Raw genomic sequence first — 26,639 nt, 5'->3', positions numbered from 1 at the left:
ATAGAAAAAGCGATATTATTCTATGACCATACATGCATTAAAGGAATGAACGTGATCACGCTTCGGCAACTCACTGCGCTTCACTGGATCGAGCGACTGGGAACCTTTGAGCGCGCGGCGGAACACCTGCATACCACCCAGTCCGCCATTTCCAAACGGGTTCAGGAGTTGGAATCGACCACGGGTCTTCAGCTTTTCGATCGCACGCAGCGGGGCGCACGGCTCACTGCAACCGGCGAGGAGCTACTGGTCATTGCCCGGGAAATGCTCAGCCTCGCCGACCGGATCTCTTCATTGAAAGATGGCACGCATGTGATGACCCGGCGCCTGAGACTAGGCGTAACGGAACTCACCGCCCTCACTTGGCTGCCCCGATTGATCGCACGGCTGGTGGAGGATTTTCCAGGGCTGACGGTTGAGCCGGAAGTAGACATGAGCCGCAATCTTCACGAGAAACTCATGGACGACCTAGTGGACCTCATCATCATTCCCGACACGTTCACAGCGCCAGAAGTGACGGCGGTCCAGTTGGCCATCGTGGAGAACGCCTGGATGGCTGCGCCCGGTCTGATCGCAGATTCAGGGGTCATGGCATTGGCCGAACTCGCCAAATATCCGGTACTGGTGCAGGGAAAGCGTTCAGGCTCCGGACTGTTCGTGAACAAGTGGCTGGGAGCACTGGGCATCGACCTTCCCAAGACACTTTCCTCCGACAGCCTCACTGCAATGCTTGGCTTGACTGCCGCCGGGCTAGGCGTGACCTACCTGCCGCTTGAATGCTTTCGCCCACTGGTCGACGAAGGAAAGTTGGTCATCATCAAGACAGACCCTGAGCTGCCGACTGTGCCCTATATGGCCATGTACCGAAATGACCGGCCCTCGGCCTTCGTTACCGAGGTGGTTTCCCGGGCGACAGCATTGTGCGACTTCTCCCGCCAACTGCAAAGCTGATGAGGAGCGCTGAATGGCTTCAATGCTCCTTGTTTGCTGGATCAGCAGGATCGCCAACGGGTCGCGAACCTAGTTCGTGGTGTTCTGCTCGCTGAGTCCGGCAGGCTCGTAAATGGACAACACGAAAACCAGCGCCGCCAAGGAACATACACCGAGGAAGACGAAAACGGCTGTCCAACTGTAGCTGTCCAGCAGCATGCCGGTGATCAGGGGGGCCATGGCCCCGCCTGCCTGTCCGGCGCTGTTTACCAGCGAAGCCGCTACCGGGTAAGTGCTCCGCGTGGTCAGGCCCATCGAGTAGACCGAGAACGACGAGTAGCCGATGTTCAGCAGGAAGCCCGTACCAAACAGCAGCAGACTGACGGAGAGCAGATCATTCGGCGCGTAGACCAATGCGACCATCATCAGGCAGGTGGCTACGGCGCTGATCATCATGGTCGGTTTTCTACGACGATCCAGAACCGTATCGGAGAGCCAGCCGCCGACTATGTTGCCCAATACGCCGCCAGCGAAGGGCAACGACGCCACGAAGCCGATCTGCATCAGTTCGAAATGCTTCACTTCACCCAGGTACTTGGGCAACCAGGCCAGCAGCACGTTGACCACGCCGGTCATCAGCAGATAACCCAGACCGCATCCCCAGATATTCCACGATGCAAACACTGAGCGCGAGGTCGCCAGGGGTGCGGTGCGCTTGTATCGCAGAAACGTGTCCAGCGCTCCAAAGCTCTTCTGTGTGCGCCCAGGCTCATTGTCGCTGCTGCTTTGATCCTCGATATGAATCGCCTCTGCCTCGTTGACCCGTTGACTGGCGCGAGGATCATTGGGCACTAACCACCACCAGATCAATGCGAGCAGCAAACCGGGAATGGCGAAGGCAAAAAACATCGTACGCCAGCCATCGAGCATGATCAGCGCAGCACCGATGGGCGGAGCCAGGACTGCGCCCATTTTCGCAGCGGACAGGAACGCCCCCGTTGCCAGCCCCTTCTCACGCGCCGGAAACCAACGATTGATCGTACTGAGCATCGATAAAGGCAATGCCGCTTCGGCTACGCCGAGAGCGGAGCGATAGACTTTCAACAAACCGAAGCTATGGGCGGTCCCGATGAGCAGGGTGACAACCGAAGTCAGCGCAATCGACACCGGTGCCACCAAGCGAACACCGACCTTACTGAGCAGGAAGCCAGCGGGAATCTGCCCCAAGGAGTAGAACAGGAAGAACGCGCTGACGAGCAGGCCGGCCTGCGCGTTACTCGCGCCGAACTCCTTCTGGATGTATGGCAGAGCAATACCGATATTGGCGCGATCCGCAGCCGCCAGCATGTACACAACCACGATGACCGAGAGAACAACCCAACGATATTTGGAGCGTGCCGCTTGCGCGGCAGCGTCAGTGGTGGCGATTGAAGTCATGGGGCCTCCTTTTTTTATGCTTATTGGAGGTGTCATGGTCGACATTCCACAAAGGGATAAAAAGCGATAAATAAGAAACCCTAATCATGCCGAAGAGGAATGATTAATCCCATGGGTCCCCCTCCACCTGCATGAGCAGAACCGCATCCACCTCTCATTGTTGCAGCGTGGACTTGAAGACAGGGTCGTTCAGATACGCCACATTGAGTCTCGTCCATGGATTGATACGTGATTGCTCAGGCGAAAAAATATGTCCGGGAGCGATCATGAACCCCTTCGGCAACAGCAGCCGAGTCAACTCCCTGGCATCGTCGAAATGGGGAAACCTGGCCCATAAATACAGGCTTTGCTCAGGACGACAGAACACCTCGGCCCCCATCTCATCCAGCATGTGCAACGCTGCGGCGGTAGCCGATTTGACCCGCTCCTGAAGCCGAATCAAGTGCCTCAGGAAATGCCCCTCCATTAACACCACGTCGACCGTTCGCTCGCAAAGCTCGGAAGAACTGGTGTGCAGCAACATTTTCAGGTCGCCCAACTCATCGATAACTTCCTTGCTGCCCGCGATGAACCCCACTCTCAGGGCTGCCGAAACGGATTTCGAAAAGCTCCCCACGTACAGCGAACGCTTCAGTTGGTCCAATGCCGACACTCTGATGGCTGCGGCGGGCTTGAAGTCAGCCAACGCGTCATCGTCCACCAAAATGAAATCATGCTCCTGTGCCAACTGAACCAGTCGATGGGCCTTAGCCGGCGAAATGTCAGACCCGGTCGGGTTATGGCCAACGGACTGCAGGAAAAACAGTTTCGGTTTATGCCGGCGCAGGTGTGCTTCCAGCGCATCAAGATCCGGGCCATCGGGCAAGCGCGGCACGGACAGCATTCGAGCACCCTGCAATTGCAACTTGCCGAACAAAGGGTAATAGCCTGGATCCTCGACAAGTACCGTGTCCCCCGACGCAAGGAAGCGTCGGATGATCAGGTCCAGCCCATGATTCGCACCGTGAGTCGTGACGATTTGCCGAGGATTCGCGCTAATGGCGTAAGACGCCAGCTTCTGCACCAGATGCTGGCGCAGGCTGGCATTGCCCAGGCGATTTCCGTACCTGAACAACGTGGTAACCCCCATCCGCATGATTTGCCGGGTGAACTTGTCCAGGCGCATGTCCATTAACCACTCGACGGGAGGGAATCCTTCCCCAAGAGGCGAATGCCCGGGCTCACGGACGAATTGCTGGCGCATTAGCCAAATGGTATCCATCGCCCTGGCATAGGGCGGCGGTTCCTCAGGTTCGTAGTGACCGCTGGTGCCTTGTTTGACGAAAAAACCCTGCCCATGCCTGGCTTCAACCAAGCCTTGAGAGGCCAGCGCTTCATACGCCGTGATGACCGTATTCTTTGAATGTCCCAACAAACGCATGCATTCACGAAGTGACGGCAAACGGTCGCCCACACGATAAGTCCCGTCGTCGATCCGGGCTGCCAACGAAGCGGTGAGCTGCTGAGCCAGGGTCATTCTGCTCATATCGAGAATCCTTCCAGGGCCAGCGTCAAGGGTACAGCTTAGGTACTGTCCGTCCAAACTGTACCTTCTTTACAGGCACAGAGCGGAATAGTGTGACTTCAACTTAAAACAACAACCGCGACAGGACTTTCCAGATGAGCATCGACTCTCGCCTTCCCAATTTTCGCAGCCTGACGCCTGCCGAGCGCCTCAATCACCTTCAAGACCTGCTCGACCTCCCGGCCGCTGACGTTGCCCTGCTTGGCGAGGAAGGCGCGCTCCGGCTCGAAATAGCCGATGGCATGATCGAGAACGTGATCGGCAAGTTCGAATTACCGTACGCCGTCGCCAGCAATTTCCAGATCAATGGCCGAGACGTCATTGTCCCACTGGTCGTGGAAGAGCCTTCCGTCGTTGCCGCTGCCTCTTTCATGGCCAAGCTTGCCCGTGACGCGGGGGGATTCCTGACGTCCAGTTCGCAACCGCTGATGCGCGCACAAGTCCAGATCGTCGACATTGAAGACCCCTTCAATGCCCGCCTCAGCCTCCTGCGTCGCAAGGACGACATCATTGAATTGGCAAATCGCAAGGATCAATTGCTCAATAAGCTGGGGGGCGGTTGCCGGAACCTCGAAGTCCACACCTTTGCCCAAAGCCCGAGAGGCCCCATGCTCGTGGCTCACTTGATCGTGGACGTGCGTGATGCGATGGGTGCCAATACCGTGAACACGATGGCGGAAGCGGTCGCCCCGTTGATGGAGGACATCACCGGCGGGAAGGTACGCCTGCGCATTCTCTCGAACCTCGCCGACTTGCGCCTGGCCCGTGCCCAAGTCCGCATCGCCCCAGCGTTGCTCACCACTGCCGCTTATAAAGGTGAGGACGTAATCGAAGGCATTCTCGACGCCTACAACTTTGCCGTCATCGACCCCTACCGTGCCGCGACCCACAACAAGGGCATCATGAATGGGATTGACCCGCTGATCGTCGCCACAGGTAACGACTGGCGCGCAGTGGAAGCGGGGGCTCACGCCTACGCTTGCCGCGATGGGCACTACGGCTCGCTGACAACGTGGGAAAAAGACAGCGAAGGGAATCTGGTGGGCACTCTCGAAATGCCGATGCCTGTCGGGCTGGTCGGCGGCGCCACGAAAACCCACCCACTGGCGCAACTCTCCTTGCGCATTCTGGGGGTGAAAACCGCTCAGGAACTCGCCGAAATCGCGGTCGCTGTCGGCTTGGCCCAAAACCTCGGCGCATTGCGAGCGCTCTCTACGGAAGGCATCCAGCGTGGCCACATGGCGCTGCATGCACGCAATATTGCGCTGTCAGCCGGCGCGAAAGGCGATGAAGTGACTTGGCTGGTCAAAGAGATGGTCGATGCACGGGACGTTCGCTCCGACAAAGCGGCTGAGCTTCTCAAGCAAAAGCGGGCCGAGTGATGAATAGCCATCTCGGACTGCCCGTTCGATTATTGGTTGATGCCAGGGAGTTCATTGACGCTCATCCGGGTCGTGAAACGGCGTCCAGGGTTGCGCGAGCACTCTTGGCAAAACGACGACGAGAGGCCTGACTCCGCTACGTTCCTTGATGTTCATAACAATAAAAGCTCGCAAGGGCAGTAGGAGAAATCCTTGAAATCCGATCTCTATGAATTATGGGGTGACACCGTGAACGGTCGTCACCTGATTTACGCCATGGCCATAGGCGCAGTCGTCAGCCTGGGGTCTTTTTTCCTGGCGAAGCACCTGCTCGTGGGGTGGGTAGACAATGTCCAGATGGCCAAGGCCTACGCCATGCTGGTGGGCATCGTCGGCTGCCTGGTGGGGGGAGCCATCAGTGCAAAGCTCTTCAAACCCAAGCGCAATGTGGTAGAGCACCAGGCAGATCCTGCGTGGCGGGCAAAGGTTTTGGCGGAATTGCAGGAGGAGTTCGCGGACCTTGGAAACCTGTCGGATCTACCCGCAAAAGCACTCGCTGAACTGCACGAAATGGATCTTTATGAGGTGTTTGCAGATTACGAGACAAACCTCACGCGTGCCGCTAACGCACAAAAAGACGCAACGGTAGCCCCGGTCGCTCCGATCCGGGCCAACGGTGGCCGGTCATGATGACACCCCTGTTGGAGCAGATTCTCATTGCGTTCGGGATGGGCATATTAGGTGCAGTGATCTTCGCCGGGATTGGCCTCATCTCGGGCAGCGATGAAACCACCACCCTCGCCCCGCTTACATTACTCGTGGTGCTGTTGGGTGTACCTGCGCCCGGTGTCCTGACGTTCTTTCTCGCAGGTGCAGTGGCCAAACACATGACTCACGCCGTACCCACGGCATTACTGGGCATCCCCGGCGACACCCTGGCAACACCCCTGATGCGCGAGGCCAACTTCCTGCGCAACCTGGGCGTACCGCATGTAGCCCTGCGCAAGATGATTTCAGGCGCTGTGATCGCGGCACTGATTGCAGTGCCCACGGCGGTGCTTTTCGCCGTGATGCTCGCGCCTTTTGGCGACACGATCAAGCGCGCCGCCCCCTGGGTCTTCCTGCTCGCTGCGATCGCCATTGCATGGTTTTCCAAGGGGCGGCTTGCGGCGGTGTTCGCGCTTGTCCCCTTCGTGATGGTCATCGTCGGCCTGCAAAGCATCACCGGACAATACGGCGTCAAGCTGAGCGTCAGCTATTTCCTCGGTATCGCCATTGGCCCGCTGATTGCCGCGCTATTTTCAATGCTCGCCCCCGCTGAACGGGAGACGATGAGACGCCAGCACGTGCGCACCTTCTCGCTGTCTGCGGATGTGAAAGGCTGGGGCGGTTTTTTCCCCAACCCGCTCAAGGTGCTGGACAGCAGACAAAGCCTGTGGACTGCGATCACGGCCATTATCTCCAGCGCAACGTTCGTCTTCAGCCCCGTGGCGATGACCGTGATCATGGGCGAACTCGTCGGGTCACGGGTCAAGCATGTCTACCATCGGCTGACAACAGTGATCACGGCCCGTAACGGTGTCACTGAAGCGACATACATCGCTGAAGCCTTGATCCCGTTGATCGCGTTTGGCTTGCCGTTGAGTCCGGTCGCCGCAGGGCCGGCCGCACCGCTGTTCAACGCCCCGCCTCGCTTCAGCGTTGACACCGCCACCGGACAGGTCAACAACCTCCATACCCTGCTCAGCACGTGGGAGTTTCTGGGTTATGGGATGCTGGCGGTGATCGTGGCGATCCTCATTGCCTACCCCTTCACGATGAATTACGCCCACCGGGCAGCGTCCTTCGTCTCACGCAAAATCAGTCACGAAGCGGTGATCTCGACGTTTGTCGGCCTGATCCTGGTGATCGGCATCTGGGAGGGCGGAGCACTCGGCCTACTGGTCATTGTCACCGTCGGCCTGCTGGGTGGTTTTCTATCGCGCTTCCTTGGCTTCAACATCGGCGTGCAGTTCATGGGGTACTACACCGCCGTACTGACGGTGCCGGCCATCGTCGCCCTGTTGAGCGTATGAGCCACTTCAACATAACAACAAACGAAGGTAACCAACATGCGCAAAAACCACTTGGCTTCCCTGTGCCTGGCCTTCAGCGCTGGCATCCTGCAAGCCCACGCGGACGCTATCCCCACGCTGAACTACCCGGCAGAGGGCCAGCAACTCCAGGCCATTGGGTCACCCGAAAAAGAGTTGCCGACGGTGACAGCCGATCTGTGGCTGAAGGTGTCCGACGGCCCCCTGCAACTGGAAGGTCCATCGTTCGACAGGGCCGGCAATCTGCTGTTTGTCGAGGTGTTCGGGGGGCAGGTTCTAAAGGTCGATCCCGAAAAGAAACTCAGTGTCGTCGTGCCGAAAAACGCGCTGGGAAGTGCGGGACTGGCTATTCATAAAGACGGCAGATTGTTTGTGGCAGGGCTGGGTAATTTCAAAAATACCGGCAACCTGACAGCCTACAAACCGGACGGCTCGGGAAAACAAGTCATCATCCCGGCAAGCAAAAACCATCTGGTGGATGACCTCGTGTTCGACAGCACGGGGGGATTTTACTTCACCGACTTCAAGGGCACATCGACTCAGCCCACCGGCGGCGTCTATTACGTCCCTGCTGGCGGCAAGACAATCGTCTCGATCCTGCCCAATCTCGCGATCGCCAACGGCATTGCGCTCTCTCCCGACGGCAAGACCCTTTGGGTCACGGAGTTCGCGACGGGGCTGCTGCACCGAATCGAACTGAAAGATGCCAAGACAATCGCGCCCTTCGGGGAAGCCGTTGTCTACCGGTTTAGCGGCCCATCACCTGACTCAATGCGTGCCGATCAAGATGGCAACCTGTACGTGGCCCTGTACAGCCAAGGCCGCGTGCTGGTACTCAACCCTAACGGCTTGCCCATCGGCCAGATCTTGATTCCAGGACGGGAAAAGGGTCACTTTCTTCGCTCGACGAGCATGGCGCTCAAGCCCGGTACCAATGAGGTTTATCTCGTGAGCAATGACGGCAGTCTCGGCGAAGGCAGCGCTATTTTCAGAGCCAAAGGCTTTGCCAATGCTGCGAAACTGTACTCCCATCAATAGCGAAATCCCGACGCATTCCATCACGGCTGCGCCCCTATCCGAGAGTCTCACTGATCCGGGCGCACTCTTCCCTGATCGGCCGCCCTTGTGACGTTTGATAACCGACTTCAGTAACCCCCCGCTCCGCGCCTGCCAGGCACTTCTTCTCCCCCCGCTACGCACAGGCAACGCCTGGAAAAATCCCGCCGCATCAGCTGCGTCGAACCCGTTTACGGCGCTTGACAGCATTCTTCATAGGTCACTACCATCGACTCATCGAGAGAAACAATATTTCTTTCAGAGATACAAATGAATTTAACTCCTGGCCCGCACCCATTTGTGCGAAGAGGAATGACTGAGCCCATTATTTTTTCCCATCCGCCAATCAAATAAGGAGCTTCCATGAAAACCTAAACGATAAAAGACCGCCCCTTCACTGGCAGAACGCTGCACGCCCATAACAACAATTACAGCGCCGACTGTTTCCTGACCAAAGGAAATGGCTGGACGCTTGCGCACGCCTGGAACATGACTCATATGAACAATAAACATGTTTTGACTGTTGCCCTCACCTGCACGCTCCCCCTGAACGCGCTCGCCGACAACGGCGGCTTTGTCGAGGATTCTCACTTCTCGATCAAAGCGCGCAACTTCTACATGAACCGCAACTTCCTCGATGACCGCACTGCGCAGAATTATTCCGAAGAATGGGCGCAGGGTTTCATCGGTATCTTCGAGTCCGGTTTTACACCGGGAACGGTCGGGTTCGGTGTGGATGCCATCGGCTTGTTGGGGATCAAGCTCGACACCGGCAACGGGCGCAAGGGCGGCGGCACGCTCCTGCTCGAAGAAGATAGCGACGGGGCCAAGGACGAGTACAGCAAGGGCGGTATGGCGCTCAAGGCGAAGCTATCGAAAACAGTGTTGAAGTACGGTGAGCAGTTGGTGAACCTTCCGGTGCTGGCGACCAGTGATAACCGTCTGCTGCCGGAAACCACCCAGGGCTGGCTGGTCACCAGCAAGGAACTGCCCGGCCTCACCCTCAACGCAGGGCATTTCACCGCCCTGCGCGGGCGCGATCAGAGCGGGCACGACAGCGGCCGCCTGACCGACCTTGACCTGATCGGCGGCACCTACCAATTCACCCCCAACCTCAGCGCGCGAGCCTACCACTCGGACGTCGATGACTACTGGCGCAAGAGCTACGTGGGCGCTACCTCAATCCTGCCACTGGGCACGGGCTACAGCGCAACCTTCGACTTCAACGGCTACGACACCAAGAGTCAGGGCCAGCAACGAGGCGGCGTCCTGGACAACCGCATCTGGAGTCTGTCGGCATCCCTGACGGCCGGGCCTCACACATTCCTGATCGCTCACCAGCGGGTCACCGGCACCGGCAATTACACCTACGGCGTGGACGGTAACAGCACAGTGTTCCTGGCCAACTCGGTTCAGTATTCGGACTTCAACTATGAGAACGAACGCTCGTGGCAGGCACGCTACGACTTCAACTTCGCTGCCCTCGGCGCACCGGGACTGACGTTCATGGCCCGCTACCTCAAAGGCACCGATTTCCACACGGCGCTGACCGACGACGGCCATGCGTGGGAACGGGACATCGAGATGAAATACGTGCTGCAATCGGGCCCGGCCAAGGACCTGTCGTTCCGGGTGCGCCAGGCCAGTTTCAGAAGCCCGGATCGCGGGCTGAACTTCAACGAAGTCCGGCTGATTACCGAGTACCCGATCAACGTTTTCTGATCGTTATCGCCTTGAAAAATAAAAACCCCAGACCTGAATCAGGCTGGGGTTTTGTTGTGAGGAGCAGGTGCGGGACATCACAGGCGCTGGTAAGTCCCCGCGTGAAGGCGCTCGCTGATTTCTGCCGCAGCCGATTGCAATTCGCGCAGCATGGCCGCTGGCGGAGGCGAAGGAATGGCCGCGCTTGGCCCGACGATACCGATGGTACCCACGATCACATCGTTCTCGCGAAAGATCGGGCAGCACAGGGCGTTGATGCCCATGGTCACTTCGCTGTCGGCGTCGTCGTACAGACGCTGACGAATCAACTCCAGACGCTGCGCCAACAACTCAGGCTCATGCAGGGTGCGTTCCGTCAGTCGCGGCATCTTGCGACGCATCACTCGCTGCTGACTGGCGGCATCGGCGAACGCCAGCACTGTACGGCCCTGAGCCGAGCAGTAAGGCAATACGCGGTTGCCCGGCTTGACCGAGATGCACACGTTGGCCTTGGACTCGACGCAGGACACGACCAGAGCGGTGTCATGGGTGGCGACAGCCAGCAAGGCCGACTGCCCCGTGGCATCGCGGATACGGGTCAGGTATGGGTCTGCGATTGCGCGCAGGTCGAACTGCTCGCCCGCAGCCTCGCCGTACGCCACCAGGCGAGCGCCCAGCAGGTATTTCTCAGTGACGGGATCCTGCTCGAGGATCCCGAGCTGGCGCATCGAAGCCAGATGCCGGTAGGTCCTGGGCTTGGCGGTTTGCAGCTGATGCGCCAGTTCGGTCACACCCAGAGGACGGCGCGCAGCCGTCAATTCATCGAGCAGACGGAACACCATTTCGACAGACTCGAGCAATACCGGTCCGGTGGTGGGCTTTTCGTCATCCTGTTCCAAGAGGTCACCTCAGATCGATCACTGGAAAAGCCCGATTGTATCTCCTGCCGAAACGCTTGTGTTGTTCTGCGATATCAAATTGCAGAAGGCTCCGGCATGGCCACCACGGCTTGCGCGCTGGTCGGCTTGACTCTCGACATCACCCACGCGCCGATCAGCGTCATGACTGCCAACACGTACAGGCCATACTCCAGATGCCCGCTGCTTTGCTTGATCCAGCCCATCATGAACGGGCTGGCATAGCCGCCCAGATTGCCGACGGTGGCGATCAGCGCGATACCCGCAGCTGCGGCCGTGCCGGTCAGCAGCACGCCAGGCAAGGCCCACAGCACACAGAAGCCCGCCAGGCCGCCGGACATCGCCAGGCTCAGACCGGCCAGCGACAGTACCGGCTGATCATGAAAGAACGCAGCAATCGCCAGGCCCAGTGCCGAGGCGAGGTTGCACAACGTGCCATGCCAGCGGCGTTCCCGGGTTCTGTCCGAATGGCGGCTGACCAGCACCATGATCACCGACGCCACGGCAAACGGAATCGCCGCAATCAAGCCGGTGTGAAACAGGCTCTTGACCCCCAGGCTCTGCACGATCTGCGGCAGCCAGAACGACACACCGTAGGTACCGCACAACAAGGCGAAGTTCACATAGATCAGGCACCACAGCCCCCTGCTGACGAATGCCGCACGAAAGTTGTGCCCCGCCCCTGCCGCCTCGTGCTCCTGCCGTTGCTCGGCCAGATGCTGCACGACACGCGCATTCTGCGCCGGGGTCAGCCAGTGAACGTTGCCAGGGCGGTCATCCAGATAGAAGAACACCACAATCCCCAACAGCACGGCAGGCATGCCTTCGAGCAGGAACAGCCATTGCCAGCCCGCGAGCCCATGGACCCCAGCGAAGGTCTGCATGATCCAGCCGGACAACGGACTGCCCAACACGCCCGCCATGGCAATCCCCAGGTTGAACCAGGCCATGCCCTGTGAGCGGGCGTAGGACGGAAACCAGTAAGTCATGTAAAGGACGACGCCGGGATAGAACCCCGCCTCCGCCATGCCCAGCAGGAAACGCAGGATGTAGAACGACGTCGGTGTCTGGACGAACATCATCGACATCGACAGCAGCCCCCAGGTGATCATGATCCGGGTGATCCAGTACCTCGCCCCGACCCGCTGCAGCATCAGGTTGCTGGGGATTTCACACAGGCAATAGCCAAGGAAAAACACCCCGGCGCCAAACCCGTAGGCCATGTCGCTGAGGCCGACGTCGGCCGCCATCTGCAGCTTGGCGAACCCCACGTTCACCCGATCGAGGAAGGCAATGATGTACAGCACGAAAAGGAACGGCAGCAGGCGCCAGGCGATGCGATTCCAGAGGAGACTGTCCTGTTCGTTGTTGAAGGTGTTACGGGAGATAAGATTCATCGCTGTACTCTTGTAATTGTTGTGCATGCGAAGAGAAACCGATTCCGAAAACCGGCTTGTTTCAAGACATCCGAAGTTCAGGAAATCAGGCAGCGCTCCCCAGGATGAAGTCGGCGCAACGTTCGCCGATCATGATACTGGGCGCGTTGGTATTGCCACTGACGATCGTCGGCATGATCGAAGCGTCAGCCACACGCAGCCCCTGCACACCGTGCACTTTCAGGTCCGGGCCGACCACGGCATCGGCGTCGGTGCCCATTCGGCAGGTGCCTGCGGGATGGAAGACCGTCTTGGCCACGCTGCGCACATAGTCCTCCAGCACATGATCGGGGATGTCGTCGTGGTTGGGCAGCAGCAGCATGTTTTCCACCACGCTGGCCAACGCCGGCGCGCGCAGAATACGACGGGCAAACCTGACACCGGCGACCATGGTGCGCAGATCGTGTTCGTCGCTCAGGTAGTTGGCCTTCAGCGCCACGTCCTGCATCGGGTCTGCGCTCTTGAGGCGCAATTGGCCTCGGGAACGTGGCCGCAGCGCACAGGGGTTGATGGAGATGCCGTGGCCGCCGGGCGGCAAACGATCGATGTCGCCGACCAACGCCGGCACCACGTGGAACTGCACGTCGGGGCGGCCACAGCCGGTGGCATCGACGAACGCACCACTCTCGACCACGTTGGAACTCAGCAGTCCCGAACGATTGGCCAGGTACTTCAACCCATGGCCCACGGCACGCAGGCCTCGATCATGGCCCAGCAAACTGACCGGTTCGCGGGTCTGGGCGTAGACCGAGGCACTGAGGTGGTCCTGAAAGTTCTCGCCCACCCCCGGCGAATGCACCCGGGTGGCGATGCCCATCGCTTGAAGATGACTCTGCGGGCCGATACCCGACAGCATCAGCAACTTGGGCGAAGCGACCGCACCGGCGCTGACAATGACCTCGGCCCGTGCCGTAAATTGTGTCGCAGCGCCACCACGACCCAGCGCCTGCACGCCTGTGACACGGCTGCCATCGAACAGCAGCCCCGTCACATGGGTATCGGTCATGACGGTGAGATGAGGATCGCGTCGCATCGGCTTGAGGTACGTGACAGCGGAACTGGCGCGACGTCCTTGTGAGGTCGTGGTCTGGTAGAAGCCTGCACCTTCCTGCTTCGCACCGTTGAAATCGTCGGTCTCGGGCACGCCGGCCTGCACCGCTGCCTGAACGAACGCGCGACTCAAGGCATGCCGGTGATCCGGGTCGCTGACCTTCAGCGGGCCGTCCTGGCCATGCAGCTCGCCACCCAGGCGAGCATTGGACTCGCAGCGGCGGAACACCGGCAAGACATCGTTCCAGCCCCAGCCAGGGCAGCCGCTGGATTGCCACTCGTCGTAGTCCTCGGCCTGGCCGCGAATGTAGATCATGGCGTTGACCGAGCTCCCGCCTCCCAGGGTACGTCCCTGGGGAATGTAGATACGACGCTGATTGACGAAAGGCTCAGGCTCGGTGCGGTACATCCAGGTCCGCTGCGAACCGTGAACGCGAATGAAAGTGCCGGGAATGTGGATGTAGGGATGATTGTCGGCAGGACCGGCTTCGAGCAGCAGCACCTGCTTGCCCGCCTGTGCCAGCCGTGCGCTCAACGCACAGCCGGCCGAGCCGGCACCGACCACGATGTAATCGAAGGTTTTCATTGTTATTGTTCTCGTTAGTGGCGTCTTCTCAGCCGATCTGGCTGACGAATTTGGTGGTGAAATAGGCGTCCAGCCCTTCGCTGCCGCCTTCGCTGCCGTAGCCGCTGTCCTTCACGCCACCAAACGGTGTTTCCGGTGCTGCCAGGCCAAAGTGGTTGATGGACACCATGCCCGACTCCAGCTCGTCGGCCAGCAAGGTGGCGCGCTGGATCGAGCGGGTGAACGCAAAGGCGGCCAACCCGAACGACAGACCGTTGGCTTTCTCGATCACCTCTTCGACGGTGTCGAAGCGAACGATCGAAGCGATGGGCCCGAACGGTTCTTCATTCATCACCCGGGCGTTGTCCGGAACATCGGTCAACACCGTGGCCGGGTAGAAAAAGCCGGCGCCTTGTGCCGGTTTGCCGCCTAACATCAACTGCGCACCGACAGCCAGTGCGTCATCGACGTATTCCTGTACCGCGCTGACCCGACGCGGGTTGGCCAGTGGTCCCAGGTGGGTCGAAGCGTCATGACCATCCCCCATCTTGATCGCCGCTCCGGCCTGGCAGAATGCGTCGACGAACGGCTCGTAGATCGACGACTGCACGTAGAAACGCGTCGGCGACGCGCAGATTTGCCCGCCGTTGCGAAACTTCAGGCCGGCCCCCAGCGCCGCCACGGCCTTGACGTCCACATCGTCACAGACGATGAACGGCGCATGCCCGCCCAGTTCCAGGGTGCAGCGTTTGAGGTACTGCCCGGCCAGCGCGCCCAGTGCACGGCCAACTGGCACGGAGCCGGTGAACGACACCTTGCGAATGACCTCGGAGCGAATCAGGTAATTGGAGACTTCGGCAGGCACGCCGAACACCAGGTTCAGAACGCCGTTCGGCACACCGGCATCCTGAAACGCCCGGCACAATTCGATGCACGACGACGGCGTTTCTTCCGGTCCTTTGGCAATGATCGAGCAGCCCGCGGCGAGTGCTCCGGCGATCTTGCGCACCAGTTGGCTCACCGGGAAGTTCCATGGACTGAATGCCGCGACCGGGCCCACCGGTTCGCGCAGGACGGTCTGCCGCACACCACGGGCACGGGGCGGAATCACACGCCCATAGGCGCGACGTCCTTCCTCGGCGTACCAGTCGATGTGATCGCCAGCGCCGAACGCTTCAAGCTTGGCCTCTGCCAGCGGCTTGCCCTGCTCCTGAGTGATCAATGCAGCGATCTCGTCCGAACGCTGACGCACCAGATCGGCAGCTCGACGCAGAATCTTCGAACGCTCATAGGCAGACGTCTTGCGCCAGGCCTGGAACCCACGTTGCGCGGCGGCCAGCGCTCGGTCCAGGTCGACCGTCGAAGCCAGGCTCAGCTTCGCGATGACCTCGCCGGTGGCAGGGTTGAAGACATCCGCCTGGCGCTCGTGAGCACCGGTGGACCACTGGCCATCAATGAGCAGGGATTCAATAACTCGCATATCACGGGCCCTTCAGAAATTAATCACATTTGATTTCATTGAGAGAAATAGTGTTTCTCTGAATGACGCCATCCTAGATTTCCAGAAGAACGGGTGTCAAGCCAAAAAAGTCACTTGACCGCCTATTTGCGTGGGCGTTAGCTTTATCTCAGAAAGAAACACAATTCTTACAAAAGAAACAAAGGAATCACCGATGAGCCTAGCCAACGCATTGCTTCACAACTGGAATGACCTGCCACGCGAGACCGTTCGCAAAGGCGTCGAGCGCGTCGCGTTCCGCGGGGACGACACGCTCTGTGTCATGAACTGGCTGACGCCGGGGATGGACGTGTTTCCCCACAGCCACACCTTCGAGCAGCTCGTCATCATCGTGCAGGGTCGGGTGCGCTTTCATCTCGGCGACGACGTCGTGGAAGGTGGCCCGGGCAGCATGATTCGCATCCCGCCCCACGTGGTGCATTACGCAGAACCTGTGGGCGATGAGGTGGTGATGAATCTGGATGTGTTCTCGCCGATTCGCGATGATTACCGCCACCTGATCGAATACCAGGCGGCCGAATTTGCGGGCGCCGGGCACCAGCCGTCATGAGCCGCACGGATTTCGCGGCCAGGCTGCGCGGCGGCGAAGCGCTGATCAGCACCTTCATCAAGACGCCGAGCCATGCCGTGATCGAGATCGCCGGTGACTGCGGCCTGGATGCGGTGGTGCTGGATGCCGAACATGCGCCCTTCGACCAGGGCAGTCTCGATCGTGGGTTGCTGGCCTGCCGCGCCAGCCATGTCGCAGGCTTGGTGCGCGTGGCCGACGATCGCGCCACGACTCTGCTGCAAGCGCTGGATCTGGGGGCCGATGGCCTGGTGCTGCCGCATATTGTCCATGCCGCCCAAGCCAGGCAGGTCTTGCAGGCCACCCGCTACCGCAGTGGCAACCGCGGTTTCTCCAACTCGCCAAGAGCGGGCGGTTATGGCCGCGCGAATCTGGCAGAACACCTGGCCGCCGAAGACGGTCGCCACGGGATCATCGCGCAAATCGAAGACCGTGAAGCGCTGGACAACCTCGCGGCCATCGCCAACGTCGAACAGATCGACTGCCTGCTGGTGGGCCGTGCGGATTTGAGTGTGTCGCTGGGCGTCAGCACGCTGGATGACCCGCGCGTGGAGTCCGCTGTCAGTCGGGTGATCGACGCGGCACAACAGGCCGGCAAGGCGGCCGGCATTTTTGTCTCCAACAGCGAAGACCTGGCGCGCTTCCGCGCCATGGGCGTGCGCTTTTTCATTCTGGGTGCAGACCAGGCGGTGCTGCGCGCCGGCTGGACACAACAGGTCCGGCATTTTCACGGCCAGGTTCGCTGAGCCCTATCCAAAACAACAAGAGGTAACGTCATGAACGCCATTGTCAAACCCACCACCGAGGACCGCCGGGCCCACATCGACAGCCTGATGCGCGGCGCCATCGACCTGCACTGCCACAGCGGCCCGTCCGTGATGCCCCGCTACTGCGACCATCTCGAGGCCATGCGTGAAGCCAGCGAAGCCGGGCTCAAGGCTGTGCTGCTCAAGGATCACTACTACAGTTGCACACCGGTCACGACCTTGCTGAACAAGCATTTCAGCGAGCTTGACGTGCACATGCTTTCCGGCGTGCCGCTGAACAACGCGGTCGGCGGCCTGAACGTACATGCGGTCGAACATGGTTTGAAACTGGGAGCGAAACTGGTCTGGATGCCGACTTTCTCTTCGGCCAACCACATCGCCCACCACCATCAGGACGCCAGGTTCACCGAGAAATTTCCACAGACCACCCAGCGCATGCTGCAACCGATTCCGCTGACCGTACTCGATGACGACGGCCATCTGAAAGAAGAAGTCAAAGCGATTCTGGACCTGATCGCCGCCGAAGACATCGTGCTTTCCGCCGGTCACCTGAACATCCGGGAAATCTGGCCGCTGTTCGAAGAGGCTCGCAACCGCGGGGTCAAGCGTCTGTTGGTCAACCATCCGACCTACGTGGTCGACGCGACCCTCGATGACATGCGTCAACTGGCCAGGGACGGTGTGTTCATGGAGCACTCGATGTGCATGTGGGTACCCGGTTCGAAGTTCAAATTCTACGATGATCAATTCCTGCGACAAGTCATCGAAGCCGGCACGGTCGACCTGACCATCCTCGGCTCCGACCTCGGGCAACAGGGCAACCCGAGCATTGCCGAAGGCTTTCGCAACGTGATCGGCCAACTGCTGGACCTGGGCTACAGCGACGAGGACATTCGCAAAATGACCTCTGGCAACGCCTCCCGTCTGATGAACCTGTGAGTGGAACGACCATGACGCGACTCACCACGCCCATCGCAAGGCTGACGCTGAAAAACCCGGTCATCTGCGGCGCCGGCGAACAGACCATGACCCGCGAGGCCATTCGTGCCGCCCTCGCCAGCGGAGTTGGCGCGGTAGTGGCCAAATCCACCAACGAATCCCAGGCCGCCAAACAGCAACTGGACAAGACCGACTACGTGCTGCTGGATTCGAACTGGAACCGTTTGCCGTGGGACTTCTCGCCACCCGCCGATGCCAGCCTGTTCGGTCGCTCCGGCCTGGTTCAGCGCGAGTTTTGCGAATGGCTCGATGAGCTGGCGGTATTGGACATCGAAGCCCGACGGCAAGACGCCTATGTCATTCCAAGCCTGATCCTCAGTGACCTTGAGCAATGCGCCGAGTACGCCCGGCAGATCGAACAGGCCGGTCTGCGCGTACTGGAGCTGAACATCGGCGCACCTCACGGCGAAGAAGCGGCCAAGGGCGCCATCGTACTGGAACGGGGAGCGGCGCGAATCGAGGCGATTGTGTCGCGCATTCGCAAGGCCACCACCCTGCCCTTATGGATCAAGCTGACCGGACAGAGCGAGGACGTGGTCGGCCTGGCTCAGGCGGCACGTCGGGGAGGCGCGGACAGCGTGGTGATGATGGGTCGCTTCATGGGATTTCTGCCGGATCTGGACACCGGCCTGCCGATGCTTGGGACCAGTGCAGCCATCGGTGGCGGCTGGGCGCTGCCACTGACCGCACGCTGGCTGATGATGACCCGCAAGGCCATGGGCGACAGCTACCCGCTGATCGCCACCAACGGTGCCCGTAACGGCCTGGATGTCGCGCGTTTTCTACTGGCGGGGGCCTGCGCCACCGAGATGACGTCGGCGGTATTCGCCGGCGGTTACCCGGTCCTCTCACGCGCCGTGCAGGAGCTGGACGACTATGTCCGCCGGCGCGGCCTGAACGTGGAACAACTGCTGGGCAGCGCAGCCGATCAGGTGCAGACCTATCAGCAACAGGTTGACCGTCCCGACTGGTGGAAACACTTCGCCCCGGAGTGCCCAGGGTCTCCAGGCTGAAGCGGCTTGGCCGGGAGATCACTGAAAGCTGGCGATTGATGTTGCCGTGAAAAGGCCCCCGCCTGGGGGCTTAGCGACAACACAGGCAACCACTGATCAAACAGAGTATTCCCACTCCCCACTGAAGTCAGGGCACCACGCTGATTGGCGCGGTCATGCGCCTGCCAGCATCAGGTCCAGATTCTGCACCGCCGCGCCCGCGGCGCCCTTCCCAAGATTGTCAAACACCGCGGCCAGCAAAACCTGCCCGGTCTCATCGTTCTCGAACACCGACAATCGCAAATCATCTGTGCCGTTCAGCGCTTGGGGATCAAGGAACGTCAACTCTTTAGCTTCCTGCATCGACATCACGTGTACATGGCGCGCATCGGCGTAGTGCTGGGTCAGACACGCATGCAACTGCACCGCGCTCACGCCAGGCGCCAACAAGCGGGTTTGCACAGGTATGGTCAGCGCGATCCCCTGCCGAAAAGCGCCATAGGCCGGCACAAACATCGGCCGTTCCGTCAGCCCGCTTTGCTGCTGGATCTCCGGAACGTGCTTGTGTGCCAACCCCAGCCCATAGACCTGAAACGCCGGCGCCTGCGATGCGCCCTCCCCCTCATATTCTTCTACGCCGGCACGCCCTTTTCCGGAATAGCCCGACACGGCGTAAATATTCATCGGGTAGTCCGTGGGCAGTAGCCCAGCCTCCAGCAGTGGACGTAGCAGCCCTATCGCGCCCGTGGGATAGCAACCAGGATTGCTGACCCGCCGCGCCGTGGCGATTCGCCTGGCCTGCCGCGAGTTCATCTGCGCGAAACCGTAGACCCAGTCTGGATGGGTGCGGTGCGCGGAACTTGCATCGATCACGCGTACAGCCGGGTTTTTGATGCTCGCTACCGCATCGCGCGCAGCCGGGTCGGGCAGGCAAAGCATTGCGATGTCGCAGTCGTTGATGGCTTCAGCGCGGCGTTGCGGATCCTTGCGATAGTCGGCGCTGAGGGTGAGCAGCCGCAGATCGCTCCGGTCGCGCAGACGTTGATGGATTTGCAACCCGGTGGTGCCTTGGTCGCCATCGATGAATACAAGGGGACTTGCCATGGCATGCTCTCGAACATTGAAAATCAGGAGCTCCAATGTTCAGCGAGGCGCTAAGATAGGAAAAGTTGAATTTATTAACGCTGTAATTCAGTTTTCCTGAACAAGGGCTCACTTATGCGGGAAATCAGCCTGGACCGGCTGCGTACGTTGGTGGCGATTGCCGACCTGGGATCGTTTGCCGAAGCCGCGCGCGTGCTGCACCTTGCGCCCCCCACTGTCAGCCTGCATATCGCCGACCTGGAGTCGCGGGTGGGTGGCAAGCTCTTGTCGCGCACACGTGGGCGCGTTCAGCCTTCAGCGATAGGAAATACCCTGGTGGAGCGCGCGCGGCGCCTGTTGGCGGATGCGGAGCAGGCGCTCGAGGACGTGGAGCGTCAGGTACAGGGATTGGCCGGACGTGTGCGGCTAGGCGCCTCCACCGGGGCCATCGCACAGTTGCTGCCGAACGCTTTGGAAACGTTGAGCCAACGCCACCCCGCTATCGATGTGCAGGTCGCGGTGCTCACCTCCCAGGAAACCTTGAAGAAGCTTGCCGAGGGCTCCTTGGAGATCGGTCTGGTCGCGCTGCCGCAGTCGCCGGTGAAGGGCCTGCGGATCGAGCCGTGGCGACGGGACCCGGTCATGGCCTTCTTGCCGGCTCGCTGGGAAAGCCCGGATACCGTGACACCCGGTTGGCTGTCCGCTCAGCCGTTGATTTTGAATGACACCACCACTCGCCTTTCGCGCTTGACGTCGGAGTGGTTCGCCAGTGACGGCCTGCAGCCTGTGCCGCGCATCCAACTGAACTACAACGATGCGATCAAAAGCCTGGTGGCGGCGGGATATGGCGCGACGTTGTTGCCCCATGAGGCCTCCACGCCATTGCCCGATACCCGGATCGTCATGCGGCCATTAAAGCCCTTGTTGTGGCGTCAACTGGGTATCGCCCACCGCAGTCTGGACATCGAGAGGCCTACGCAACATGTACTGGATGTGTTGTGGGAGTTGAGTGCGCAGTGATGCCCTCGAATGCGTCTGCGCACGGCGATCCGGCGCCGGATGAGTGCCAATCCCTGAGAGCGCTCGATTCGACCACAGCGCCACAGAACCCTCAAGGCAGCCTTTAAGTGGCAGAATCTCCTGATCGATCGTTTCGGAGACCCCCATGCTTCGCGTATTTGAACAAAGGCTCGACCCTTTCCCGCCCGACGAGGTACCGCCGCCGCCCGAAGGCCTGGCTCGGTTTCTCTGGGCCTGCACACGGGGCGCCCGCGGTTACATCCTCGCGTTTGCGCTGCTCAGCGCCGGTGTGTCGATCTATGAAGCCTGGCTGTTTTCCTTCCTCGGCCAGGTCGTGGACCTGCTCTCGACCTGGCAGGCCGGCGGTGAGGCGGCGGCGCAGGAAAGTCGCGTGCTGTGGGGCATGGGCCTCGTCATGCTGGCCAGCATCGGGCTGGTAGCGTTGCGTACCATGGTGCAGCACCAGATATTGGCGATCAATCTGCCGTTGCGGCTGCGTTGGGACTTTCACCGCCTGATGCTGCGGCAAAGCCTGTCATTTTTTTCCGACGAGTTCTCAGGCCGGGTCACCACCAAGGTGATGCAGACTGCGCTGGCCGTGCGTGACGTGCTGTTCACCCTGATCGAGATCGCCCCCGGAATCGGCGTGTATTTCATCGCGATCATCGCATTGGCCGGTGGCTTCGCCCTGAAACTGATGCTGCCTTTCGTGGCCTGGATCGTGCTGTTCGGGCTGGCCATGCTCTACTTCGTACCCCGCCTGGGGAAAGTCGGGCAGGAACAGGCCAATGCGCGCTCTTCGATGACCGGGCGTATCTCGGACGCCTACACCAACATCACGACCGTGAAGCTGTTCTCCCATTCCAATCGTGAAGCGCACTTCGCCCGCGCGGCCATGGAGGATTTCAAACAGACCGGCTTTCGCCAGATGCGTCTGGTCAGCCAATTCGAGATCGTCAACCAGGCGTTGGTGGTGGGCTTGATCATGGCGGCAGGCGGTTATGCCCTCTGGCTGTGGCACCAGGGCGACGTCGGCGCCGGTGCCGTGGCGGCGATCACCGCCATGGCGTTGCGTATCAACGGCATGTCGCACTGGATCATGTGGCAAATGACCTCGCTGTTCGAGAGCATCGGCACCGTGCAGGATGGCATGGCCACCCTTACCCGCGGCCCCAAGGTGCAGGATGCGCCGGACGCGGGGGTGCTGGTGACCTCAGGCGGAGCGGTCACCTTCGACAATGTGAGCTTCAACTACAATGGCGAACGCCAGGTGCTCGATGGCTTGAGCCTGAACATTCGCCCGGGAGAGAAAATCGGCCTGGTGGGCCGCTCCGGCGCGGGCAAATCCACGCTCATCAACTTGCTGCTGCGCTTCTATGATGTCGACAGCGGGCAGATCCGCATTGACGGGCAAGACATCGCCCGCGTGACGCAAGACAGCCTGCGCAGCGCTATCGGCATGGTCACCCAGGATACGTCCCTGCTGCACCGCTCCATTCGCGACAACATCGCCTATGGCCGACCCGATGCGAGCGACGCACAAATCCGCCGTGCCGCAGCCAATGCCCAGGCCGATGAGTTCATCAGCCAACTGAGCGACCGCCAGGGTCATACCGGCTACGACACCTTGGTCGGCGAGCGCGGCATCAAACTGTCGGGCGGCCAGCGCCAGCGCATCGCGATTGCCCGAGTGATGCTCAAGAACGCCCCGATCCTGCTCCTTGACGAGGCGACCAGCGCGCTGGATTCGGAAGTCGAAGTGGCCATCCAGGAAAGCCTAGATGAAATGATGCAGGGTAAAACCGTCATCGCCATCGCCCATCGGCTGTCCACGATTGCGGCGATGGATCGACTGATCGTCATGGATGATGGACGCATCATCGAACAGGGCACCCACACCGAATTGCTCGCCAAGAACGGCATCTATGCGCGGCTGTGGCACCATCAGAGTGGCGGGTTCCTGGGTGAGGACCGGTGGGTAGGCGAGGCGATGGATCAGGTATGAGCCTGGATGGCCCGGGGGACAACGCGACTTACCTTTTTTCTACCAATCGCAGCGACTGCGCCCCCTCCAGCGATAGGTGAATCACAGCAGCCCTGCTCGGGAAGTTCGGCGCATCGTCATCGGTATTTTCCATCACAGGAATGTCGATCAGCGTCTGCTCACCCGTCGGGTCGCTGACCAGCCTGGCATCCAGTTTGTCGATGGCACGCCAGCTGTCGCCGCCGATGCGCATCACGTCCAACAGGCTGTAGTGCGGCACGCCTTCTTCGTTCTCTTCGGGCGTAAAGGCCGCCAGGTATTGGCTGTAGTTGTTGCCCATACCGAAACCCTCGATGGTGAAGACCGCGAGGGTGACCTGGCTGTCCTCACCAGTGTCCAGCGTCTGCACCAGCGTCGCTTCCGGGTAGCCGGTGGCATAGCTGTCCTTGATCAGCGCTACCAAGTGCCCGATCTGTACTTCCAGGGCTTTCGGAACGGCTTTCGATTCAGCGGCGTGAGTCAGGGTGCAGGTGAAAAACAAGGCAGCGGTCAGCAGGCGCAATTTCATGAAAGTGAATGTCCAGGGGCGTCGGGAGGTCTGCGCCCAATGGTAGCGGTTGCCAAGGGATTTGGTAGCCCAGTGTCGATAGGTTTTGTGCTTGGGTGCACAACCTTGCTCACCAAAACCCTGGGTCAGTATGTACTGCCGCCATCGCAAGCAAGCTCGCTCCCACACTGGATTTGTGGTGCTGCACAGTATTTGAAACCTGTGCAGGCCCCTTGTGGGAGCGAGCTTGCTCGCGAAAGCGGTGGATCAGTTCGCAATCGATGTTGGATTCGATGCGCTGGCAGCAGCCTGCGCAACCCCCCGCCGCAAGTCCTCGATCAACACCTCGACATCCTCCAACCCCACATGCAAGCGCACCACCGGATTCAATGCCCGGTCCTCGGCGCGTTGCCGATCCTGGGTATCAGCAACGGTCACCAGGCTCTCGAATCCCCCCCAGGACGCGCCCAACCCAAACACTTGTAACGCGTCGATGAATCGCTCCAAGTAAGCGCCGTCATGTTCGCGAAGCTCAAAGGACAGCAACCCATTGCTGCCCTTGAAATCCCGCAGCCACAACCCGTGGCCGGGATGCTCGGGCAGCGCGGGATGGAAGACCCGCTTCACCTGCGGTTGCGCCTGCAACCAATGGGCGATTTCCAGGGCCTGGCGCTCATGGGTGTCCAGGCGGGGCACGAGGGTGCGCGCGCCACGCAGGACCAGGTAGGCGTCGTCGGGGCTGACGGTGTTGCCGAAGCTGTCGCTCATGGCCGCCAGTGCCGGCCAAGCCTCCTGGCGCGTACACACGCTGCCCATGACCACGTCGCTGTGGCCGCTCAGGTATTTGGTCAGGGCCATGATCGAGATGTCGGCGCCTAATGCCAGCGGCCGGTACAACACGCCCGAACCCCAAGTATTGTCCACCGCCAGCAAGATGCCGCGCGGCTTGCAGAGTGCGGCGATGGCCGGCAAGTCGCAGAGCTCGTACAGCAATGAACCGGGCACTTCGGTGTAGACCATTTTGGTATTGGCCTGCAACCGTCCGGGCAGGTCGCTGCCGTCGGGGGCGAAGTAGTCGACGGCTATGCCGAAGGCCTCGAGGAAGTCCCGGGCCACACGCCGTACCGGGGCATACACCGCATCGGTGATCAGCATATGATCGCCAGGCCGCAGGTAGGCCAGGAAGGTTTGCGCCACGGCAGCCAACCCGGTGCCAAACAGCCGAGTGCGGTAGCCACCTTCCAATTCAGTGACGAGGTCTTCCAGGGCGAAGGCCGTCGGATTGCCCCGGGCGCCATAACTCAGGACTCGCTCGCTGTCGCGCCGGGCACGGGCGTCACGCATCTGGGCCAGGTTGTCGAACAGCACCGTGCTCAGGCGGCTGACCGGTACGTTGACGGGCCTGGCACCGACGCCCTTTGCAGTGCGCGCGCCATGGACCAGACGAGTCCGCAGCTGCTCAGCGACAGTGCCTTGAGGCTGTTCGTGCAATGGCTTGAGGCTGGCGACCTCCTCCTCGCTCATTTGCGCCAGCAGACCGATTTCCCACGCCAGGTATTGGCGCGCCGCGTCTTTGTTGCCAGCGTGGCGGTCGTGGGTGAAGAACAGGAAATCGATGCACTGTGCATCCGGCAATGTATCGGCGCCTTCTTGCAGCGCCAGGCCCGCCCGGCGCCAGGCATCTGGACCGCCGTCCAGCAAACGGACCTCCGCTTGAGGCAGCTCCAGTGCCGCCAGGGCGGCGAGTCGATCGTCATCGGCCACCAGCACCAGCGGCCGCTGCTCACCCGCCAGCGCACGGGCCAATAATGGCCGGATCGACCAACGCGCCCCGGCGATATGACCTTTGCGATACGCCCGGCTCGAACGCAGGTCGATCAAGGCCACTGCGTCATCCTTCAGGGCATCGGCCAAGGCCTGCACGCTGATCAGCGGCAGCTTTTCAGGCGCGACGCCGGCTGGAGCCGGTAATGCCAGGCCACTGCTCAACCCACCGGACAACACAAAGGCCTCGTGCCCCAACTGCCGCAGCCAACTGGCGATGATCGGTGCGCGCACGCCGTCGTTGTCGAACAGCACCACCCGCGCCTGGCGCACGCCCACGTACAGATCGGTGGATTGAATCAACTGCCCACCCGGTGTGTGTTGCGCGCCCGGCAACGTGCCAGCGGCGAACTCCTCGGCGGTGCGCACGTCGCAGAGGAACAGACTGCGCCCGCCCTCCGCGGCCCACTGCTCGACCTGGGCAGCCCCGACGGCGGGCGCTCCGGCCCGCTCGGCCAGGCGTGCCGCCGCCAGGCGCTGCCCCGGCAACGTGCTGCTCGACACCTCATCGGCATAGCGACGCTCGCTGCCGTGTTCCAGTTGAAGATCTTCCAGGTGCCAGCCTTGCGTACCGTTTTCCAGGGCATAGATCGGGTTTTTCAGACCCAGGTCGATCAACGTCTGCGCGCCGATGATGCTGCGGGTCCGGCCGGCGCAATTGACCACGATGGGGGTCTGCTCGTCCGGCACCAGGTCGTGCACGCGGTAGCCCAGTTCGCCATTGGGGCAACAGATCGAACCGGGAATGGTCATCTTGCGATACTCCTCCAACGGTCGGCCGTCGAGTATCACCAGCGGCTCACCCCGGGCCTGCCACTGCGCCAGTTGACGGGCGCTGACGTGAGGCGTGTGACGGACCGCTTCCACCTGCTCGCCAAAGGCCTTGGACGGCACGTGCACACCAGCGAACAGCTGATAGCCGGCGGCCTGCCAGCCATCGGCGCCGCCCTCCAGGATGTGCACATTGACATAGCCCAACGCTTGCAAGCGTTGCGCCGCACGGGCGGCCAGATCCCCGCCATCCTGATCATGGAGCACCAAGCGCACCTGGAGGTTCGGCGCCAGCCGCCACACTTCCAACTCCAAACGGCTATAGGGCAGGTTCACCCCGAAAAACAGATGGGCTTCGCCATATTGGCCGTGCTCACGCACATCAAACAGGGCGATTTCCTGCCCGTCGAACAACCACTGCTGCAGTTGCTGGGGAGTTAGGGTCTGGCTCATGG

22 protein-coding genes are annotated in these 26,639 nt (G+C 60.8%); 12 read left to right on the top strand and 10 right to left on the bottom strand.

What is annotated here, in order from left to right; translation table 11 throughout:
• The first annotated feature begins 45 nt into the window (after positions 1–45).
• Entirely contained in the window at positions 46–951 is a 906-nt protein-coding gene (locus BLU85_RS09035; RefSeq protein ID WP_256326516.1) for a LysR family transcriptional regulator, read from the top strand.
• 69 nt (positions 952–1,020) lie between these two features.
• On the opposite strand, the gene BLU85_RS09030 is transcribed toward BLU85_RS09035, so the two are convergent.
• The gene (locus BLU85_RS09030) at positions 1,021–2,367 is read right to left on the bottom strand and encodes an MFS transporter (RefSeq protein WP_092197985.1); all 1,347 of its coding nucleotides are present in this window, start codon (positions 2,365–2,367) and stop codon (positions 1,021–1,023) included.
• A 154-nt stretch (positions 2,368–2,521) separates the two neighbouring features.
• The gene (locus tag BLU85_RS09025; RefSeq protein ID WP_092197982.1) at positions 2,522–3,892 is read right to left on the bottom strand and encodes an aminotransferase-like domain-containing protein; all 1,371 of its coding nucleotides are present in this window, start codon (positions 3,890–3,892) and stop codon (positions 2,522–2,524) included.
• 134 nt (positions 3,893–4,026) lie between these two features.
• On the opposite strand from BLU85_RS09025, the gene BLU85_RS09020 reads away from it, so the two are divergent.
• The 4 genes from BLU85_RS09020 (at position 4,027) to BLU85_RS09005 (ending at position 8,423) form a co-directional block, all read left to right on the top strand.
• A complete protein-coding gene (locus BLU85_RS09020; protein ID WP_092197979.1) occupies positions 4,027–5,313 on the top strand; it encodes a hydroxymethylglutaryl-CoA reductase, degradative in 1,287 nt (428 codons plus the stop codon).
• A gap of 192 nt (positions 5,314–5,505) precedes the next feature.
• Positions 5,506–5,982, top strand: coding sequence for a hypothetical protein (locus BLU85_RS09015; protein ID WP_256326517.1), 477 nt, complete (start codon positions 5,506–5,508; stop codon positions 5,980–5,982).
• Entirely contained in the window at positions 5,979–7,367 is a 1,389-nt protein-coding gene (locus BLU85_RS09010; RefSeq protein ID WP_218190011.1) for a tripartite tricarboxylate transporter permease, read from the top strand. Before BLU85_RS09015 ends, BLU85_RS09010 begins: the two co-directional genes overlap by 4 nt.
• Positions 7,368–7,403: 36 nt before the next feature.
• Positions 7,404–8,423 carry an SMP-30/gluconolactonase/LRE family protein gene (locus BLU85_RS09005; RefSeq protein ID WP_092197976.1) on the top strand — a complete coding sequence of 340 codons (1,020 nt, stop codon included), beginning with the start codon at positions 7,404–7,406 and terminating at the stop codon, positions 8,421–8,423.
• Positions 8,424–8,717: 294 nt separating this feature from the next.
• Here the strand turns inward: BLU85_RS09005 and BLU85_RS31115 are convergent, their stop codons facing one another.
• Positions 8,718–9,032, bottom strand: a complete 315-nt coding sequence (locus BLU85_RS31115; protein WP_170847554.1) for a hypothetical protein — start codon at positions 9,030–9,032, stop codon at positions 8,718–8,720.
• Between BLU85_RS31115 and BLU85_RS09000 the strand changes: the two genes are divergently transcribed.
• Positions 8,940–10,163: an OprD family porin gene (locus BLU85_RS09000; RefSeq protein WP_092197974.1), complete on the top strand. Its 1,224-nt coding sequence runs from the start codon at positions 8,940–8,942 to the stop codon at positions 10,161–10,163. The genes BLU85_RS31115 and BLU85_RS09000 overlap by 93 nt on opposite strands.
• 77 nt (positions 10,164–10,240) lie before the next feature.
• Here the strand turns inward: BLU85_RS09000 and BLU85_RS08995 are convergent, their stop codons facing one another.
• The 4 genes from BLU85_RS08995 to BLU85_RS08980 all read right to left on the bottom strand — a co-directional run bounded on the left by BLU85_RS08995 (position 10,241) and on the right by BLU85_RS08980 (position 15,590).
• On the bottom strand, positions 10,241–11,041 hold the full coding sequence (locus BLU85_RS08995; protein ID WP_092168902.1) for an IclR family transcriptional regulator: 801 nt from the start codon (positions 11,039–11,041) through the stop codon (positions 10,241–10,243).
• A 74-nt stretch (positions 11,042–11,115) separates the two neighbouring features.
• Entirely contained in the window at positions 11,116–12,456 is a 1,341-nt protein-coding gene (locus BLU85_RS08990) for an MFS transporter (RefSeq protein ID WP_092197971.1), read from the bottom strand.
• Positions 12,457–12,541: 85 nt separating this feature from the next.
• Positions 12,542–14,131: a GMC family oxidoreductase gene (locus BLU85_RS08985; protein ID WP_092197968.1), complete on the bottom strand. Its 1,590-nt coding sequence runs from the start codon at positions 14,129–14,131 to the stop codon at positions 12,542–12,544.
• Positions 14,132–14,159: 28 nt separating this feature from the next.
• A complete protein-coding gene (locus BLU85_RS08980; RefSeq protein WP_092197965.1) occupies positions 14,160–15,590 on the bottom strand; it encodes an NAD-dependent succinate-semialdehyde dehydrogenase in 1,431 nt (476 codons plus the stop codon).
• Between the two features lie 193 nt (positions 15,591–15,783).
• Here BLU85_RS08980 and BLU85_RS08975 point away from each other — a divergent pair, with 193 nt between their 5' ends.
• From BLU85_RS08975 to BLU85_RS08960, 4 genes are read left to right on the top strand one after another with little or no spacing between them, the layout of a single operon-like run.
• Complete coding sequence (locus BLU85_RS08975) at positions 15,784–16,179, top strand: cupin domain-containing protein (protein ID WP_092197962.1); 396 nt, start codon at positions 15,784–15,786, stop codon at positions 16,177–16,179.
• A complete protein-coding gene (locus tag BLU85_RS08970) occupies positions 16,176–16,943 on the top strand; it encodes an HpcH/HpaI aldolase family protein (RefSeq protein WP_092197959.1) in 768 nt (255 codons plus the stop codon). Before BLU85_RS08975 ends, BLU85_RS08970 begins: the two co-directional genes overlap by 4 nt.
• A 30-nt stretch (positions 16,944–16,973) precedes the next feature.
• Positions 16,974–17,903 (top strand): DUF6282 family protein, encoded by a 930-nt coding sequence (locus BLU85_RS08965; RefSeq protein ID WP_092197956.1) that lies wholly within the window; start codon positions 16,974–16,976, stop codon positions 17,901–17,903.
• Between the two features lie 11 nt (positions 17,904–17,914).
• Entirely contained in the window at positions 17,915–18,976 is a 1,062-nt protein-coding gene (locus BLU85_RS08960; RefSeq protein WP_092197953.1) for a beta/alpha barrel domain-containing protein, read from the top strand.
• Positions 18,977–19,129: 153 nt separating this feature from the next.
• On the opposite strand, the gene argC is transcribed toward BLU85_RS08960, so the two are convergent.
• Positions 19,130–20,059, bottom strand: coding sequence for an N-acetyl-gamma-glutamyl-phosphate reductase (gene argC, locus BLU85_RS08955; RefSeq protein WP_092197950.1), 930 nt, complete (start codon positions 20,057–20,059; stop codon positions 19,130–19,132).
• A gap of 114 nt (positions 20,060–20,173) precedes the next feature.
• Between argC and BLU85_RS08950 the strand changes: the two genes are divergently transcribed.
• Positions 20,174–21,058 carry a LysR family transcriptional regulator gene (locus tag BLU85_RS08950; RefSeq protein ID WP_092197947.1) on the top strand — a complete coding sequence of 295 codons (885 nt, stop codon included), beginning with the start codon at positions 20,174–20,176 and terminating at the stop codon, positions 21,056–21,058.
• A 145-nt stretch (positions 21,059–21,203) separates the two neighbouring features.
• Positions 21,204–23,063, top strand: coding sequence for an ABC transporter ATP-binding protein (locus tag BLU85_RS08945; protein WP_092197944.1), 1,860 nt, complete (start codon positions 21,204–21,206; stop codon positions 23,061–23,063).
• Between the two features lie 28 nt (positions 23,064–23,091).
• On the opposite strand, the gene BLU85_RS08940 is transcribed toward BLU85_RS08945, so the two are convergent.
• Positions 23,092–23,610 carry a hypothetical protein gene (locus BLU85_RS08940; protein WP_092197941.1) on the bottom strand — a complete coding sequence of 173 codons (519 nt, stop codon included), beginning with the start codon at positions 23,608–23,610 and terminating at the stop codon, positions 23,092–23,094.
• Between the two features lie 246 nt (positions 23,611–23,856).
• Positions 23,857–26,637 (bottom strand): cystathionine beta-lyase, encoded by a 2,781-nt coding sequence (gene metC / locus BLU85_RS08935; protein WP_092197938.1) that lies wholly within the window; start codon positions 26,635–26,637, stop codon positions 23,857–23,859.
• Positions 26,638–26,639: the final 2 nt, after the last annotated feature.

The sequence above is a fragment of the Pseudomonas sp. NFACC14 genome (genome assembly GCF_900106885.1).
Lineage (GTDB): Bacteria > Pseudomonadota > Gammaproteobacteria > Pseudomonadales > Pseudomonadaceae > Aquipseudomonas > Aquipseudomonas fluorescens_AA.
This window is presented reverse-complemented; position numbering and strand designations above follow the sequence as displayed.